At 36.0% G+C, this 17,853-nt stretch carries 12 protein-coding genes and 2 pseudogenes; 12 read left to right on the top strand and 2 right to left on the bottom strand.

What is annotated here, in order from left to right:
* A pseudogene (locus ABJI11_RS11440) lies at nt 1–344 on the top strand (pyridoxal-dependent decarboxylase); the annotation flags it as partial.
* On the opposite strand, the gene ABJI11_RS11435 reads toward ABJI11_RS11440, so the two are convergent.
* Complete coding sequence (locus tag ABJI11_RS11435) at nt 345–2,147, bottom strand: glycoside hydrolase family 15 protein (protein WP_348352240.1); 1,803 nt, start codon at nt 2,145–2,147, stop codon at nt 345–347.
* 103 nt (nt 2,148–2,250) lie between these two features.
* On the opposite strand from ABJI11_RS11435, the gene ABJI11_RS11430 reads away from it, so the two are divergent.
* The 8 genes from ABJI11_RS11430 (at nt 2,251) to ABJI11_RS11395 (ending at nt 11,924) form a co-directional block, all read left to right on the top strand.
* Nucleotides 2,251–4,464, top strand: a complete 2,214-nt coding sequence (locus ABJI11_RS11430; protein WP_348352238.1) for a bifunctional alpha,alpha-trehalose-phosphate synthase (UDP-forming)/trehalose-phosphatase — start codon at nt 2,251–2,253, stop codon at nt 4,462–4,464.
* Between the two features lie 58 nt (nt 4,465–4,522).
* On the top strand, nt 4,523–5,689 hold the full coding sequence (locus ABJI11_RS11425; RefSeq protein WP_348352236.1) for an MFS transporter: 1,167 nt from the start codon (nt 4,523–4,525) through the stop codon (nt 5,687–5,689).
* 123 nt (nt 5,690–5,812) lie between these two features.
* Nucleotides 5,813–7,144 (top strand): M28 family metallopeptidase, encoded by a 1,332-nt coding sequence (locus tag ABJI11_RS11420; protein WP_348352234.1) that lies wholly within the window; start codon nt 5,813–5,815, stop codon nt 7,142–7,144.
* 18 nt (nt 7,145–7,162) lie between these two features.
* Nucleotides 7,163–8,770: a M1 family metallopeptidase gene (locus tag ABJI11_RS11415; protein ID WP_348352232.1), complete on the top strand. Its 1,608-nt coding sequence runs from the start codon at nt 7,163–7,165 to the stop codon at nt 8,768–8,770.
* A gap of 105 nt (nt 8,771–8,875) precedes the next feature.
* On the top strand, nt 8,876–9,991 hold the full coding sequence (locus tag ABJI11_RS11410; protein ID WP_348352230.1) for a DUF2914 domain-containing protein: 1,116 nt from the start codon (nt 8,876–8,878) through the stop codon (nt 9,989–9,991).
* 141 nt (nt 9,992–10,132) lie between these two features.
* Complete coding sequence (locus ABJI11_RS11405; RefSeq protein WP_348352228.1) at nt 10,133–10,738, top strand: YkgJ family cysteine cluster protein; 606 nt, start codon at nt 10,133–10,135, stop codon at nt 10,736–10,738.
* 71 nt (nt 10,739–10,809) lie between these two features.
* Nucleotides 10,810–11,445, top strand: coding sequence for an alpha/beta hydrolase (locus ABJI11_RS11400; protein ID WP_348352226.1), 636 nt, complete (start codon nt 10,810–10,812; stop codon nt 11,443–11,445).
* Nucleotides 11,446–11,456: 11 nt separating this feature from the next.
* On the top strand, nt 11,457–11,924 hold the full coding sequence (locus tag ABJI11_RS11395; protein WP_348352224.1) for a GAF domain-containing protein: 468 nt from the start codon (nt 11,457–11,459) through the stop codon (nt 11,922–11,924).
* A gap of 66 nt (nt 11,925–11,990) precedes the next feature.
* Here the strand turns inward: ABJI11_RS11395 and ABJI11_RS11390 are convergent, their stop codons facing one another.
* On the bottom strand, nt 11,991–15,011 hold the full coding sequence (locus ABJI11_RS11390) for a ThuA domain-containing protein (RefSeq protein ID WP_348352222.1): 3,021 nt from the start codon (nt 15,009–15,011) through the stop codon (nt 11,991–11,993).
* Nucleotides 15,012–15,137: 126 nt separating this feature from the next.
* Here ABJI11_RS11390 and ABJI11_RS11385 point away from each other — a divergent pair, with 126 nt between their 5' ends.
* The 3 genes and pseudogenes from ABJI11_RS11385 to ABJI11_RS11375 form a co-directional block, all read left to right on the top strand.
* Nucleotides 15,138–15,740, top strand: a complete 603-nt coding sequence (locus ABJI11_RS11385; RefSeq protein WP_348352220.1) for a YdeI/OmpD-associated family protein — start codon at nt 15,138–15,140, stop codon at nt 15,738–15,740.
* 135 nt (nt 15,741–15,875) lie between these two features.
* Nucleotides 15,876–17,300 carry an amidohydrolase family protein gene (locus tag ABJI11_RS11380; protein WP_348352218.1) on the top strand — a complete coding sequence of 475 codons (1,425 nt, stop codon included), beginning with the start codon at nt 15,876–15,878 and terminating at the stop codon, nt 17,298–17,300.
* Nucleotides 17,301–17,313: 13 nt separating this feature from the next.
* Nucleotides 17,314–17,853: pseudogene (locus ABJI11_RS11375) on the top strand (amidohydrolase family protein); the annotation flags it as partial.

The following is a 17,853-nucleotide window of genomic DNA, read 5'->3' as shown; positions in this document are numbered from 1 at the left end:
AATTATATGCTGAAGAAGTTTTTGACGCCAATGTCACTCAACTTTATGATATGGGTGCGCTATTTGCAAATTTGATTGAGCAAGCTTCAAATTTTGAATTAGCACTACAACCAATGTCCAATATTGTATGTTTTAGATACTTTACTACAGACTTAGACACTGAAAGCCTAAACTCTTTAAATGAAAAAATCCGCCAATTTCTTTTAGAAGATGGCGAATTTTATATTGTACAAACGAAGTTAAAAGGAATACATTACTTACGTATTACCGTTATGAATCCGTTTACGACCGAGCAACATTTTAAAGCCCTAATTGCTAAAATTAAGGCTTATGTTACTGGCTGATTATTCTCTTAGAGATTCCATCATTTCATCTTCACTTTCTTTTTTAGAAAAGTTTATAGCACATTCTATCAGTGCTAAATGTGAATACGCTTGAGGGAAGTTTCCTAACAATCTTTTCGTCTTAAAGTCAATATCTTCACTAAAGAGACCTAAATGATTACTATAACTCAATAATCTTTCAAAATGCTCTAATGCTTTCTTGCGTTCTCCAATTTTGAACAGGCTATTAATGTACCAGAATGTACATACTGTAAACGACGATGATGGTAAACCAAAATCATCTTCATTCTTATATCGATATAGCAATCCGTCATTGCTTAATTCTTTCCCAATAGCGTTAACTGTTTTTATGTAGCGTTCATCTTTTGCATTCACACAACCATAAGATTCCATCAATAACACAGAGGCATCTAGCTCTTTAGAACCGTAAGATTGCGTGTACGCCCCTACTTCTTCATTCCATGCATTATCATAAATATCTTTCCAGATTTCTGCTCTAATAGGTTCCCATTTTTCAATTTTATGCTTTTTACCTAACATCTCTGCTACCTTAATGGCACGATCTAAGGCTGTCCAACATAACACCTTTGAAAAAGTAAAATGTCTATCTTCTGCTCTAAACTCCCAAATACCTTTATCGGCATCTTTCCAATTATTGCTAACGATCCACACGATTCCTTTCGTTATCGCCCATAAATCCTCACCATTTTCTATATCAATGCTGAATTTTACCATCTGCTCGTATATCACATCCATCAGAATACCATAAATATCATTCTGTTTTTGGTGATATGCCGCATTACCTATACGTACAGGTTTTGAACCTTTATAACCTGCCAGATGTTCTAGTGTTTCTTCCGTTAATTTTTTCTCCTTATTAATTCCGTACATGATTTGCAGCTTCTCTGCCTTATCAGGAATTAAATCTATGATGAATTGTAAATAACGTCTTGCTACATTTTTGTGCCCTAGTTCTGATACTACTTTAATTACCATAGAGGCATCACGGATCCAACAGAAACGATAATCCCAATTACGCACTTCACCAATAGTCTCTGGTAATGAGGTGGTTGCCGCTGCTAGTACGGCACCCGTTTTATCATAACTTAAAAGTTTTAAGGTCAATGCACTTCTGGTAATTTCTTCGTTGAACTTTTTATATGTGGGCGTTAAGTCTACCCAATTCAACCAATATACTTTTGTGTTCTGTAAATCTAAATAAGCTCTATCTGTTGTTGGCAATAACAATTTCTCATTATAACCCATCATCATGAACTCATCTTCCGTAAGCGTAATGGTAGTACTTTCTACAACGGCGTTTTTATCAAAAGATGTATATAAAAAAACGGTGTCAAATTTTACATCGTGAGTAAGACTTGCAATAAAATCCTTTTTAATAAAGGTTTCTGTTGTACCCATTGCATACTCTAACTTTGGGTCATATAATACTGAAAAGCTTGGTTTACCCGATATATGCTTAAAATAACGTACCAATTCCGGTGGAGAATGATACTTCTTTTCTTCTTTACGATATCTAGGCATAAAATCATGAATCTCAAAATGATCATCGCCAGACTTGAAAGAAGTAATTAATATATTTGTATACTGTTCGTATTTCTGTGAGATTTCATAACTGTCATCTACGTTAATCTCAAAACTACCACCAATATTTTCATCTAATAATTTGGCAAATACTGACGGACTATCAAATTCTGGTAAACAACACCAGTCTATACTTCCTGTCTTTGAAATTAATGCTGCACTTCTACAATTCCCTATTATTCCGTAGTCTAAATTATCCATTCAATAAAAATCTTGATTCATATGAGGTTTCAATTGCTATTGCCCTCCTTTTTCCCGAAATTTAGAGAAATAATTAACAAAAAGTAGCAAAAAAACCTCTTTTATGGCGAAAACTATCATTATCTCAAATAGACTACCTGTACAATTACAAATTAGCAATGGAGACATTACTGCAGTACCAAGTGTAGGCGGATTGGCTACTGGAATGAAATCTGTACACTCTGGTGGTGATAGCTTGTGGATTGGTTGGAGCGGATTAACCGATGAAGAAATACCTGAAGAATTAGCACCCAAAATTGATAGCGCACTCGCAGAACACGGCTCTTCTAAAGTAAATTTAACAGAAAAAGAGGTTGACGGATTTTATTACGGATTTAGTAATAGAACCGTTTGGCCACTCTTTCACTACTTTTTAGAATACTCTGAGTTTGAGCTAGAAAGTTGGGAAATCTATAAAGCCGTAAATCAAAAATTTGCAGATGCCATTCTCGCAAAAGCAGATAATGAAGATACAATTTGGATTCATGACTACCAGTTGATGTTAGTACCACAAATGGTACGCGCAGAAAGACCGGATATTTCTATTGGGTTCTTTTTACATATTCCTTTTCCTTCTTATGAAATATTCAGAACACTACCTTGGCGAAAAGAGGTGTTACAAGGTTTGTTAGGTTCAGATTTAATTGGTTTTCATACCTATGACTATGAGCGTCACTTCTTAAGCTCTGTACGTAGGCTTTTGGGCTTAGAGGTAAGTTTTAATGACATTTACCTAGACGACAGGGTAATTAAAGTAGACTCTTTCCCCATGGGGATTGATTATAAAAAATTTAGCGAAGCTGCCAAAGAACATTCGCAACGTAGCGAAGATGAAAAATCTGAACTACAAAAAAGATTGGACACCCATAAAAAATCAGCACCAGATGCCAAGTTCTTTTTATCTATAGACCGTTTAGATTACACAAAGGGTATTGCCAAACGTTTGAATGCCTTTGAGTATTTCTTGAACAAATACCCTCAATACAAAGAGAAAGTAAGACTGATAATTCTTGCTGTACCGTCACGCTCTAATGTTCCGCAATACCAATTACTAAAGCGTGAGGTTGACGAGTTGGTAGGACGTATTAACGGAGAGCTTTCAACAGTTAGCTGGACACCAATTTGGTATTTCTACAGATCTATGCCGTTTGATAATTTAATTGACCTATACACGTCTTCTGATATTGCGTGGTTAACACCTATTAGAGATGGTATGAATTTAGTTGCCAAAGAATATATTGCTACTAGAACGGACAAAACGGGAGTACTTATTTTAAGTGAAATGGCAGGCTCTGCCAATGAAATGAACGAATCATTACTGATTAACCCAAACAACTTTGAACAGATAGCAGATTCGCTCTACGAGGCTATCAATATGCCAAAAGAGGAACAGATTTCTAGAAACACTTCATTACAAAAAAGGTTAGAGCGTTACAACGTTGAAAGATGGGCCAATGATTTCATGAATTCATTAGTAGGTCAAAAGGAAAAAGATCAAACCTATAAATCAAGGAAATTATCCGAAGACATCATGAATACCGTGATGGATAAGTATAGCAATGCCAAACGTAGATTAGTCTTCTTAGATTATGACGGCACCTTGGCAGGTTTTCATCCTGATCCACAAAAAGCATCGCCAGATGAGGAACTATACAAGTTATTAGATGAAATTTCATCTCAACCAAATACGGATATGTATCTTATTAGTGGCCGTGATAAAGAAACATTCACTAAATGGTTCTTACCTAAAAAATACAACATGATTGTTGAGCATGGCGTATGGATCTCACAAGGTGGTGAGGAATTTAGAATGTTAGAAACCGTAAAGAAAGACTGGATGGAGAAAATTCTACCAGTGTTAGAATCTTTTGTTGATCGTACTCCCGGTAGTTTTATTGAAGAGAAAAACTATTCTCTAGCTTGGCATTACAGAAAAACAGATCCAGATTTTGGTCAAAAACGTTCGGTTGAGCTGAATACTGTACTTACCAGTCTTATTGCCAATGATGACTTAAGTGTTTTAAACGGTAATAAAGTGATGGAAATAAAAAGTAGCAACGTAAATAAAGGTAGAGCCTCTATGCGCGTATATACGGAGCATGAGTACGATTTTGTTTTCGCTATTGGTGATGATTGGACTGATGAATTTATGTTTCAAGAGCTGCCAGAAAATTCTATTACCGTTAAAGTAGGTCGCCAAAAAACACAAGCAAGATATTTTGTTGATAACACAAAAAATGTGCGTGCAATTTTGAAGAAATTTGCCGACAAAAAATAGGTTAACTAACCAGAATCTAATTTTACATAATTAGATTCTGGTAATTACTATTAATCTATTGAAACAAAAACTACATATTCTCCCCATCATCATTCTATCTCAATTTGCCTGTACCTCTACTTGGTTTGCCGGTAATGCCATTATAGAATCACTGACCAAAAAATTAGATTTTGGTGCAGACATTGTTAGCTACGTTATTTCATCCGTTCAATTTGGATTCATAATCGGGACTCTTATCTTCGGAGTTTTAATGATTGCCGACAGGTTTTCACCATCTAAGGTTTTTATGGTTTGCGCTTTTTTAGCTTCCGTTTCAAATTTGTCCTTGATCTACCCGCAACTAAACGTGACCGGATTGTTATTAGCCAGATTTAGCACAGGTTTCTTTTTAGCCGGTATCTATCCCGTAGGCATGAAAATAGCCGCAGATTATTATGAGAAGGGTTTAGGCAAAGCATTAGGGTATTTGGTAGGAGCTTTAGTTCTTGGTACTGCTTTTCCCTTCTTAATTAAAGGTAGCCCCATAGCCAATCATCCTGATAGTGTTATACAACTAACTTCAGGCATTACCGCTTTAGGAGGTTTATTATTGTTCTTACTGGTACCAAATGGTCCGTATAGAGTAGCAAGTTCAACATTGAAACTAGATGCCGGACCAAGACTTTTTAAAAATTTTAAATTTAAAAAAGCAGCATTCGGATATTTTGGACATATGTGGGAACTTTATGCATTTTGGGCATTTACACCTGTTGCCATTCAATGGTTTGCCATGGAATCTGGCAGTGATATTTCCGTATCGCTATGGTCAGGAATCGTAATTGCACTCGGAGGATTGTCCTGCGCTTTTGGTGGTATAATCTCTCAACGTATAGGCAGCAAGAAAGTTGCTTTAATCGCCTTAATAGCATCTGGCTTTCTATGCTTGATCTCACCATTGTTATTTTCACTTCCCGTCTATTTGTTCTTAGTAAATTGGTGCTTATGGGGTATCGCGGTTACGGCAGACTCGCCCCAGTTCTCAAACCTAGTTGCATCTGCAGTAGTTCCAGAATTAAAAGGCACCGCTCTTACCCTGGTAAATTGTATTGGTTTTGCCATTACAATTATCAGTATACAGCTTCTAGGATCACTTCAATCGATCATCCCTATATCTCTTTTATTTATCCCTTTAACCATAGGACCGTTGTTGGGTGTGTATTATCTAATGTCCAAAAACAAAAACTAGCTAGCACAAACCACTAACTAATGCTTAAATACTTTATTTAATGAAATTATGGTCGGCCCTATATTTTACTTAATTTTAGAAACCTATTACCTATACTAACATTACTCACCCAAAAAAATTGAAATGAAAAAATTCTTATTACCCGCTTTATTAATCTCTGCTATTACGCTTACTGCACAAACAGACCAACGCATTTATGATATTATCAATGCCGTTTCTGCTGAGCGTATTGAAAACGATGTTACCAAACTTGCTAATTTTGGAACTAGACATACCTTAAGTGACACCGTCTCTACGACAAGAGGGATTGGCGCCGCTAGACGTTGGATCAAAAATGAATTCGAAAAAACCTCTACGGAATGCCAAGGTTGCTTAAACGTTTTCTTTCAAAAAGACTTAGTAAAAAAAGGCGCTAACGATCGTATCGTAAAAGATGTTGAAGTGGTGAACGTTCTTGCCATACAAAAAGGAACAAAATATCCTAACCGTTACATCATCATGAGTGGTGATATTGATTCTCGTGTTAGCGACCCTAATAATTATACGGATGATGCGCCTGGCGCAAATGACAATGCTACCGGTATGGCGGGTACTTTAGAAGCTGCTCGTGTGCTTTCAAAATATAAATTCGAAAATAGTATTATTTACATGGGGTTGTCTGGTGAAGAACAAGGTCTATTTGGAGGTGGGGGTGTTGCCCAGTTTATGAAAGACAAAGGCTGGGATGTCATCGGTATTTTTAATAATGATATGATCGGTAACATAAAAGGTGTAGATGGCACCATTAGTAACGTAGATTTTAGAATTTTCTCTGAACCTGTACCTCCTACTGAAACAGAAAAACAACGTAAAGCAAGACGTTTTTATGGAGGTGAAGTTGATGGTGTTTCTAGACAATTGGCACGTTACATTCATAAAAATGTAAAATTGTATATGCCAGAAATGAACCCAATGATGATATATCGTTTAGACCGTTTTGGTCGTGGTGGTCACCATAGACCTTTTAACGATGCAGGTTTTCCCGGTATTCGAATAATGGAAGCTCATGAAAATTACACACAGCAGCACCAAGATGTTCGCGTTGAAGATGGTATTGCTTATGGCGATGTTCTAGAACATGTGAATTTTGCCTATGTAACCAAATTAACTGCTGTAAATGCGATTAACCTTGCTTCTATTGCTTGGGCTCCACCAAGTCCTACCACCGTTAAAATAGGAGGTATAGTTAAACCTGCAGCAAAATTTCAATGGAGTAAAGTTGATGGTGCAAAAGGTTATAAAATTTATTGGAGAGATACCACCTCCCCAACTTGGGATCATAGTAGGTATGTAGGTGACGTTACAGAATTTACCTTAGACGGTATTGTTATCGACAACTTCTTTTTTGGAGTTTCTGCCGTTGGTAAAGACGGATTTGAAAGTCCGGTTGTTTTTCCTAATGGAATATTCAGGTAAACCAAAATTACATCACACATGAAAAAAATAATAGCTGCACTGGTTTTGGGTATATGCTCTTTTACACAGGCACAAACCTTTACCCAACAAGACACGTTGAGAGGTAGCATTACCCCTGAACGTGAATGGTGGGATTTAAATTATTATCATTTGGATATTGATGTGAATCCTGATGATAAATTTATTAGTGGTAGCAATACTATTCGCTATAAGGTACTGGAACCTCATCAAATTTTACAGGTAGATTTGCAACCTCCTTTAAGCATAGAAAAAGTAACGCAAGATGGTGAAGAATTAAAGGTTGTACATAATATAAATGCACATTTCATTCAACTTAAAAAACCTCAGCTAGTTGGCGATTTCAATGAGGTTGTAGTCACGTATTCTGGACACCCAAAAGAAGCTGTAAGAGCCCCTTGGGATGGTGGGTTTTCCTGGAAAAAAGACCTGAACGGTAAAGATTTTGTCGCCACTTCTTGCCAAGGGCTTGGCGCTAGTGTTTGGTGGCCAAATAAAGACCATATGTATGACGAAGTCGATAGTATGCTAATCAGTGTAAAAGCACCTAAAGGATTAATGAACGTATCTAATGGTCGTCTTAGAAGCGTTGATAAAGAAACTAACACCTATAATTGGTTTGTTTCTAATCCTATCAACAATTACGGAGTTAATGTGAACATTGGTGATTACGTTCATTTTGATGAAGTATATCAAGGAGAAAAAGGCGCTCTTGATATGGATTATTATGTTTTAAAGGACAATCTAGAAAAGGCAAAAGAACATTTTAAGGACGCTCCCAAAATGATGAAGGCTTTTGAATATTGGTTTGGTCCCTACCCTTTTTATGAAGATTCATTTAAACTGGTAGAAGTTCCTTATTTAGGAATGGAACACCAAAGTTCCGTTACTTATGGAAATCAATACAAAAAAGGATATTTAGGTAGAGATCTCTCAAATACCGGATGGGGACTAAAATTCGATTTCATCATTATACATGAAGCCGGTCATGAATGGTTTGCCAATAACATTACCTATAAAGATGCCGCAGATATGTGGGTTCATGAAGGGTTTACCTGTTACTCTGAAAGCCTATTCTTAGATTATCATTATGGTCCTGAAGCCGCAAATGCTTATGTACAAGGAATTAGAAACAATATTAAAAATGACAAACCCATTATTGGCATTTATAATGTAAACCATGAAGGCAGTGGAGACATGTATTATAAAGGATCAAATATTCTACATACCCTACGCCAAATTGTAAATGACGATAGAAAATGGAGAACCATATTACGTGAATTAAATTCAGAGTTTTACCATAAAACCGTAACAACCGATGAAATTGAAAAGGTTATCGCTTTAGAAATGAAAAAAGATTTAAAACCTTTCTTTGATCAGTATTTAAGAACCACAAAAATTCCGGTTTTTGAATACAAAGTAAAAGGTAAGAAAATGATGTACCGTTTTACCAATACCGTTGCTAACTTTTCTATTCCTCTAAAAGTATACATCAATGAAACACCGGTTTGGATAGAGCCAACAACAGAATGGAAAACCGAGAAAGTAAAAGGTAACTTAACTTCTCTGGAAGTAGACCCCAATTTTTATGTTAAAACTGAAAATTAGATCAACGCATTTAAAGTTTTGATCTTTAGCGTTCATGAAATGTTAAATAAGGCAAAGTTCAATTGTTTCATTCAATTACTTTTGCGCTCATAGTAGTAAGCTTTCATGAAGAAAACCCTTGTCAAATACAGAAATAGTGCCTTCAGAAGTTTTATCAGAAGGCACTCTAAATATGCGCCAATATTGTTCTTTATGGGCGGGTTCATCTTTGATACCTTAACCTTAGGGCGTATTGACAGAACCTATGACTTAACGGTTCTATGTCTGCATATGACCTCGTTATCTATAACATTATATCTGTATAATTTAGCAGATGATGGTAAATGGAAAGATACTTTTTTAGCCCGGTATGAAGAGTATTTACCTCTTGCCATTCAATTCTTTTTTGGGGGACTATCAAGTGCCTATGTAATTTATTTTTCCAGAAGTGTTTCCCTGTCAAAAACAGCATCATTCTTTATAATTTTAGTACTGTTATTAATTGCGAATGAATTTCTTAAGAAACGGATTTCCAATAAATATCTTCAATTTGGGGTATATTACTTTATTAGCTTCACTTTTTTCACATTTATGATTCCTGTGTTCTTGAAAGAATTGAATACTACGGTATTTCTAATTTCAGGAGCAGTTAGTTTAGTTAGCACTTTGCTTCTTCTTACCATTATCTATAGAAAAAGCCTAAGCAGCAGAAAAGAGATTAATTTGGGTAAAATGGTTTTTATCATCATAGCCATATACGGTAGTATTAATCTATTCTATTTCTTGAATTTGATACCACCTGTACCGTTAGCTTTGGATAAAGGAATAGTAGCTCATGAAATCATTCAGAAAAACGGCAAATATGAGGTTACTTATGAGTCTGAGGAGTCTTTCATTTTTTGGCGTAAACATAAACTTGATTTTAGTTATACTCCAGATCAACGTGTATATATTTTTTCTTCAATTTTTGCACCTACAGACTTAAAGAAATCCATTTTTCATAGATGGAGAAGATATAATACACAAACTGAAGAATGGGAAAATCTTGATGATATCGGTTACGATATTACCGGCGGTAGAGATGGTGGTTTTAGAGGGTATACCTATAAAACCAATGTTACACCTGGTGAATGGGAAGTACAAGTACTTACTGAAGAAGAACAGGTATTAGGTGTTATAGCGTTTGAAATAAAACCTAAAACTGATCAAAAACCTTTGCGACTCAAAACTGCCAAATTTTAAGATTACAACTATTTAAAGTATTATATTTCAGTGTATTAAACTTAATTAGGCAGTTAGGTTTTACTTAAAACCGTTAATATTATTATTAATTGTTTGCCGTATGAAAACATAGACTACCTTCGTAAGATCTTAAACTCATAAGTGACAATATATCAAAAGGTTCAAGCGGTAGATCGTATTTTCAACCAATTGGATAAGGAGTTAGGCTCCTTTCAACAATCTACAGGACTTAGCTGTGTAGCCAATTGCGGACTATGTTGTTTAAAACCAGACATCAACGCTACTGCGTTAGAATTTTTACCACTAGCCTATCATCTTTTAAAAAATGGAGAGACAGAACGATGGTTAGAAAAACTTAAAAATAATAAGGATAATAAAATATGTCCTGTATTGAACGAAATTATTACTCCTGATTCTAAAGGTTTTTGTTCAGAATATGCCCACCGCGGACTCATTTGCAGACTGTTTGGTTTTTCTGCCATGTTGCATAAAAACAATAAACCAAAACTAGTTACTTGCAAACCAATTAAAGAACAAAAAACCGAAGCTTTCAATAATGCCAATGCGCATATTTCAGCTGACAAAAAATATCCCCTTATTAGTAATTATTACATGCAGTTACGCTCTATAGATGAATCTTTAGGAGAAGAATTGTTCCCGATAAGAATTGCCATAGAGAAAGCTATCTATGCTGTTTTAGCCTATTACGCTTACAGAGAACTACCCGGTAAAGACAATGAAGTTTAATGAAAATTACTTTGAAAAAGAGTTTAACGTACCTTTAGCAATAGATAAGAATCGTTTCATAAAAGGTAACATTGAAAATTTACGCAATTAGTGGATTAGGTGCCGATCAAAGGGTCTTTAAACACTTAACATTAGATATTGAACTAGTCACTATAGATTGGATTACACCTCACCATAACGAATCTATTAAAGAATATTCTAAAAGACTTAGTGAAGTTATTGATACCAGCGATGAGTTTTATTTGATTGGAGTTAGTTTTGGCGGATTAATAGCTACAGAGATAAGTAAAAAACTAAACCCTAAAAAAGTAATCCTTATTTCTTCTGCTCAAACAAAATATGAATTAAGACCGATATATAAATGGGTGGGCAAATCTAGAATTTCAAAACTCATACCTCCGTCTCTATTCAACCCACCAAGGTTTCTTGCAAAGTATATTATGGGAGCTAAAAATGTGGAATTATTTAATGCAATATTAGATGACACCGATTTTAAATTTGTAAAATGGGCTTTACAAGAATTTACTACTTGGCAAAACATAAAACCATCTACAAAAGTTCTTAAAATAAACGGTACAAAAGATAAGCTGATTCCGCCTAAGGGTACAACCAGAACAAAACTTATAGAAGGTGGAGAACATTTTATGATTGTAGATAGAGCAGATGAAATTAGCGAAATCATTAATTTTGAATTTAGAAATAATTAGCATAAAACAATATGAACAACTCTAAAGAATTTTTGGCTACTCTTAGCGCCGAATTAAAGAAAGACACTCCCAATTGGGATAATCTTCTAAAACTGATCTTAGCGCATTTTAATTGCTCTACGGGTACACTACATTTTTTAGATAAGAACTCTTTATTACAGCTGAAATCTCAAGTAGGAATTCCTGAGTTTTTAATTCCGAAATTATCTACTATTCCTATCGGTAAGGGTATGGCCGGTATTGCTGCTGAGCGCAGAAAGCCTGTTGAAATGTGTAATCTACAGACCGATGACTCTGGCGTAGCTAGACCCTCGGCAAAAGACACCAAAGTAGAAGGATCATTGGCTGCACCGCTAATACATAATGATAATTTATATGGTACTATTGGTATTGCTAAACCGGTACCTTATGATTTTACAGAAACTGAGATGGAATTACTAATGCGAATTGGTGAACTTATCAGCCAAAAATTAAACTAAAACTTATTTTTATTTATAAAAAAAGCCCGCTAAATAGCGGGCTTTATAATGGGTTGAAAATTATTATTATTTCTCTGTTTTAGCGGGTATTACAACAGATTTAGAACCTGTAAGCGGTATAGTACCTTCAGCACCTGCATCTGTATAACTAGCTGTAATTACCAACATATTACCTGGTGCAGATGATTCTGCGGTTATAGTTCCTTTTGCCGGTAATGACTTCTCTTTTTTATCATCTCCGTTTAATGAAAGAATATACAATCCAATTTGTCTTGTTTCATCAGATGTGATATTTGGGTGTGCAGGCATAGTTACTTCTCCCCAAACTCCTGAACCACCTGTTTTCATTTTACCTTGCAAGTACTTTAAAGCATCTTTACGTTCTTTATACTTCGCCGCAACATCCTTGTAATTTGGTCCTATAGAAGCTTCTGCTTCTTTATGGCATGTTTTACAGTCCATTGCTTGAGTCAACGCTTTTCCAGTAACTGCTGCAGAAACTTGTTGGTGTCCCAAATTCATGGCCACCTTATCCATACCTTCTAAGTAATCAACACTTACGAATATATTACTTGCATCTATTTCCGTGCCATCAGGATCAGTCACTGAAACATCATAAGCAATTTTCTGACCTGGCGAATAAAATGCCGGTGCACTTTGCCCTAATGAGATAGCAACTTCAGGTCTTGAGTTACCTGCAACAATACCGGTGCTTTCACTAATTGCCTCTTCGCCCTTATCATCTGCAACGGTCACCTTTAATTTATAAACTCCTGCATCTTCATACGTATAGCTGACATTTGCCTCTGTGGTTTCTTTGGTATCACCGTTACCAAAATCCCATATATATTTTATGGCATCATCTTCACGATCACTTGCTTCTATACTAGCAGAAACAGTCAACGGGGTTTTACCTGCTGTTTTGTCAACGGTTACTTCATTGATTAATGGTGGTCTATTTCCTCCATTGAATTCAATATACCCTAAAGAAGAATTCGAATTTTTTGAGAACCAACCACTACCGTATTCCAACAGATATATTTTTCCGTTTGGTCCTACTTCCATATCAATTAAACTATTGACCTTGACATTGGGTGCAAAAGGCTCCATTTTACTGAAGTCTCCATTTTCATCTAAATGAACAGCAAACATCCAACCACGCATCCAATCATAGATAATCACCTTTCCATCATAATAACTAGGTAGTTTTTCATCCCCTTCAAACATATCAGAATAGTAAGTAGGTCCTGCCATTGCGTTTCTACCTCCTGTAGCCGTTTGCGGAAAATCTTGTGAATCTGCATAAGGATAATACACATACGCCGGCATTGCTGGTGGTAACTCCGTTAAACCTGTATTATTACGAGAGTTATTTATAGGTTTCTCAGGGTCGAATTCAGCACCTATCTCACCCGTTTCATAATCGTAGGCATTATAGGCAAAGTTGTTCCCTATGAACAACGGCCAACCAAAGTTACCGGCTTTTTTAGCCTGATTCATTTCATCATATCCTCTTGGACCTCTAGTACCCAAACTATCGGCTCTAGCATCAGGACCAACGTCACCCCAGTACAGATATCCTCTTTTCATATCTACTGATATTCTATACGGATTTCTATGCCCCATGGTATAAATTTCAGGTCTGGTTTTTTCTGTACCTACCGGAAATAAGTTTCCTTCAGGTATATCATACGTACCGTCTTCCTGAACTCTAATTCTTAATATTTTTCCACGAAGATCATTTGTATTACCAGAAGAACGGCGAGCATCGTACTGCTCATGACCAGGAATATCATTTAAAGGTCCAAAACCATTATGCACATATTTTACACCTTTTTCATTGAACGGAGTGGTATTATCTCCTGTAGAAAGATATAATAATCCGTCTGGACCAAATGCTATTGAACCTCCGGTATGACAGCAAATCTCTCTCTGACTGTCCACATCCATTATTACTTGTTCTGATGCAACATCAAACTTACCATTTTCAAATTTGAATCTTGATAAACGATTTATCCACTTGTCACCAGTTGGGGCATAGTATAAATAAATCCAATGGTTGTTTGCATAATCTGGATCTTTCTGTAATCCCATTAATCCTTCCTCGGCATTTACATCTGGTGTATTTAACGTTTTGCTATAAACATCTAGCTTTAGTACCTCACTTAGCTCTTTCGTCTCACCATTATATAGCATGACTTCTCCCCTACGTTGCGCTACCAATATATCACCGTTAGGTAAAACTGTCATTTCAGTAGGTTCAAAAAACTGACCTTCGCTCAAAGTTACTTTTGCAAAACGGTCGGCATCCGGCGGTATTTGAGAAGTTACCTTAGAATAGTCTAAATTTAAGTTTTCACCTATTGCATACTGAATTCCACCTAAAAGATGCTTTAAAAATAAATCTTGAGAAAAGCTGGCATCATCATGACCGCCACCTGTATAAAAAGCACGACCACCATCAAAATCATGGTACCAAGCAATGGGGTGAAAATCTCCATTTTCACCACCTTCGTAAGATGACTCATCTAATGTCATCAAAACATTTACATCAGGATTGATGTTCTTGTAGTTATACAACTCATCTTTTCTTGTCCATACAGAGTCGGTAAAAAACTGTGTAGCAATGAAATTCTTGTCCTTAATAATAAAATCTGCCGTAGGCATTCCCTTTGGATGACTTAAAAATTGAGCTCCCACTAAGTCATTATACCAACCCCAGTCATACTCGGTATCTGCTGCAGCATGAAAACCCGCATAGCCACCTCCAGCTTGAATGTAGCGCTCAAAAGCCGCTTCTTGGTATTGGTCTAAAACGTTACCAGTTGTACTTAAAAATATAACAGCTGAATATTGTTTTAAATTTTCATCGGTAAATAGTTCTGCATTTTTGGTTGTATCTACTGCAAAACCATTCTCTAACCCTAATTTTTGAATAGCTGCAACGCCCGCAGGTATAGATGCATGCTTAAAAGCCATTGTTTTTGAGAAAACCAAAACCTTAGGTTCTCCCTCTCGTTTATTGCCACCACATGAGACAATAATAAGCGCAAAGCCCAAAAGCAGCGCAATGAAGATTTTTTTCATACGTAATTTGTTGTTGTTTAGTTGATTTTTGAAAGCTTAAAAATAGGGCGAGTAGCTGTATTAACCAATATTTTCTCTATTAAACATTGTACATTTATGATAAATTAATACCCTTTTAATAGAATTATGTCAGAAATACCACAGTTATATTTTAAAAACGATATTGAATTTAAAAATTGGTTGCATAATAACCATTCTGAACATAAAGGTGTTCATCTTATTTTTTACTCGGTTGCACATGAAAATGAAAGTATGCGTTGGGAAGAAGCTGTGCAAGTTGCGCTTTGCTATGGCTGGATTGATAGCACTGTAAAAAGCTTGGGTGACGGAAAACGAAGACAATACTTTTGCCCACGTAAACCAAAAAGTGTTTGGAGCAAAGTCAATAAGAACTATATAAAAGAACTCAAAGCCAACGGAAGAATGCATGCCGCAGGATTGGCTTCTATAAAAATTGCAAAAGAAAATGGTTCTTGGACTTCTTTAGATGATGTGGAAAACGGAGTTATACCTGAAGAACTACAAGTAGCTTTTAATAAAAACCCTGATGCATTCACTAATTTCAAAAATTTTACACATAGTCAACGCAAAAGTTATCTCTACTGGTTAAACCAAGCAAAGCGACCAGAAACCAGAACAAAGCGCGTTACAGAAATTGTAAAACATGCAGAAGCCAATATAAAATACAGAGATGGCGGCGGATGGCAGTCTGCTAAAAAGCAAAAATAAATAGGTTTTTACAAGTAGATTATAAATGGAAGTTGCATTCATTGTCAATGCCTTAATTTCATTTAATTTATAAAACAGAAATACTCATTTGCCACATATTCTTGTTACCTTACCCTTGTAAATTGCTATTATATTATGAGATTATTGAACATGGCGAAAGTTGTAGCTTTCGTATCATTAATAACGTTTACCGGCTGTAAAGAGGAAAATATTACAACCTATGATGTAATTATCAAAAACGGTAATCTTATTGACTTAGAAAATGGATCTATTAGTGTTTCCAATATTTTGATCAGTAATAACAGAATTCAAAAAATAACTGCAGACAATAATTTGAAAGGCGCAGAAGCCAAAACAATTATAGATGCTACCGGTAAATATTTAGTGCCGGGGTTTTGGGATAACCACACTCATTTTAGAGGTGGCGATTCTTTAATTAGCGCGAATAAAAACTTCTTAAAACTCTTTATGGCCAACGGAATTACCACAGTGCGCGATGCAGGTGGTGATCTTACCACATCTGTTTTAGAATGGAGAAAAGCTATTGCCAAGAATGAGCTTATAGGTCCTACCATTTTTACATCGGGTCCAAAGATTGATGGTCTTGCCGGTACCTGGGCAGGCTCTTTAGAAGTAGACACCGATGAGGACATTACTTTAGCGCTAGATTCTTTGCAATCCATACCCTCTGATTTTGTAAAAATATATGATAGCCGAATTTCTGGTGAAAACTACTTAAAAGTAATTCAAGAAGCAGAGAAACGTAATTTGATTACTTCTGGTCATATGCCTTTTACCGTTGAACTTGATGCCACTATTGATGCTGGTATTGATGCAGTAGAACACCTGTATTATATTATGAAAGGCTGCTCAAATGATGAACAAAATATAACCGAGCAATTAATTAAAAAGGAAATTGGTTTTTGGGATGCCATGCCCCTTCTCCAAGCTTCATATAGCGATACTACTGCCAAAGCTACTTTTTCTAAATTGAAAGCAAATAACGTTTTTGTGGTACCTACGTTGCATATTGGTGGTGTTCTTAGTTATCTAGATGAAGTTGACCACAGCAATGATGACTATTTAAAATATATGAGCAAGGGCATACAGCAAACTTATAAAGGTAGAATTGACCGTGTTAAATTTGCAACAGCAAAACAGGTTGCCGATAGAAAAGCTTTAGATCAATTCTTTGGTAAATTGGCATTTCAATTGAACCAAAACGAGGTATCCTTATTAGCTGGATCAGATAGTGGTGCTTATAACAGCTACACCTACCCTGGCATTTCTCTTCATAAAGAAATGGAAGCAATGGTTGCAACGGGAATTTCTCCGCTAGACGCATTAAAATCTTCTGCATATAATGGAGCTAAATTTTTAAAACAAAGTGTCGATTACGGAACTATTTCTGAAAATAAAATAGCCGATATCGTTTTACTGAATACCAATCCACTAGAAAATATTAAAAATACGCAAGACATTTTCATGGTCTTATCGAATGGAAATCAACATACAAAAGCCGATTTGGACGGTCTTTTAAAATCTGCCATTGCCAACTAAACCAACTACTATTATGAAATCAATATTTGTCATTTGCCTATTCTCTACTTTCATAGGTTTTACTCAAACACTCTTAAAACCAGACCGTGTATTTGATGGCACAGAAATACACGATAATTGGGTGGTTTTGGTAGTAGATAATCAAATTAGCTACGCAGGAAAAGCGAACGGAGTATCACTGCCTAAAAATACCTCTGAAGTGAATTTAGAAGGCACTACGTTAATGCCCGGCATCATAGAAGGGCATTCACATGTATTGTTGCACCCGTACAATGAAACAGATTGGAATGACCAAGTATTAAAAGAATCTCCTGTAGAGCGCGCCGTAAGGGGTACGGTTCACGTAAAGAATTCTTTATTGGCCGGGGTTACGACCATGAGAGACCTAGGTGCCGAAGGCGCCGGATATACAGATGTATATTTAAAGAAAACCATTGAAAAGGGAATTATAGACGGTCCAAGATTATTGGTTGCCGGACCCGCCATTGTTGCTACGGGTGCATACGGACCAAAAGGATTTCATGATGGTGTAACCGTACCACTAGGTGCAGAA

This window comes from Maribacter sp., from assembly GCF_039968975.1.
Classification (GTDB): Bacteria; Bacteroidota; Bacteroidia; order Flavobacteriales; family Flavobacteriaceae; genus Maribacter.
The sequence above is the reverse complement of the archived record's forward strand: the minus strand, read 5'-3'. Positions and strand labels throughout refer to the sequence as shown.

What these genes read in the sequence shown, in the direction of transcription:
- ABJI11_RS11390 (WP_348352222.1), bottom strand. Translation starts at nt 15,011, where the DNA reads ATGAAAAAAATCTTCATTGCGCTGCTTTTGGGCTTTGCGCTTATTATT.
- ABJI11_RS11380 (WP_348352218.1), top strand. Translation starts at nt 15,876, where the DNA reads ATGAGATTATTGAACATGGCGAAAGTTGTAGCTTTCGTATCATTAATA.
- ABJI11_RS11410 (WP_348352230.1), top strand. Translation starts at nt 8,876, where the DNA reads ATGAAGAAAACCCTTGTCAAATACAGAAATAGTGCCTTCAGAAGTTTT.
- ABJI11_RS11430 (WP_348352238.1), top strand. Translation starts at nt 2,251, where the DNA reads ATGGCGAAAACTATCATTATCTCAAATAGACTACCTGTACAATTACAA.
- ABJI11_RS11435 (WP_348352240.1), bottom strand. Translation starts at nt 2,147, where the DNA reads ATGGATAATTTAGACTACGGAATAATAGGGAATTGTAGAAGTGCAGCA.
- ABJI11_RS11385 (WP_348352220.1), top strand. Translation starts at nt 15,138, where the DNA reads ATGTCAGAAATACCACAGTTATATTTTAAAAACGATATTGAATTTAAA.
- ABJI11_RS11420 (WP_348352234.1), top strand. Translation starts at nt 5,813, where the DNA reads ATGAAAAAATTCTTATTACCCGCTTTATTAATCTCTGCTATTACGCTT.
- ABJI11_RS11395 (WP_348352224.1), top strand. Translation starts at nt 11,457, where the DNA reads ATGAACAACTCTAAAGAATTTTTGGCTACTCTTAGCGCCGAATTAAAG.
- ABJI11_RS11415 (WP_348352232.1), top strand. Translation starts at nt 7,163, where the DNA reads ATGAAAAAAATAATAGCTGCACTGGTTTTGGGTATATGCTCTTTTACA.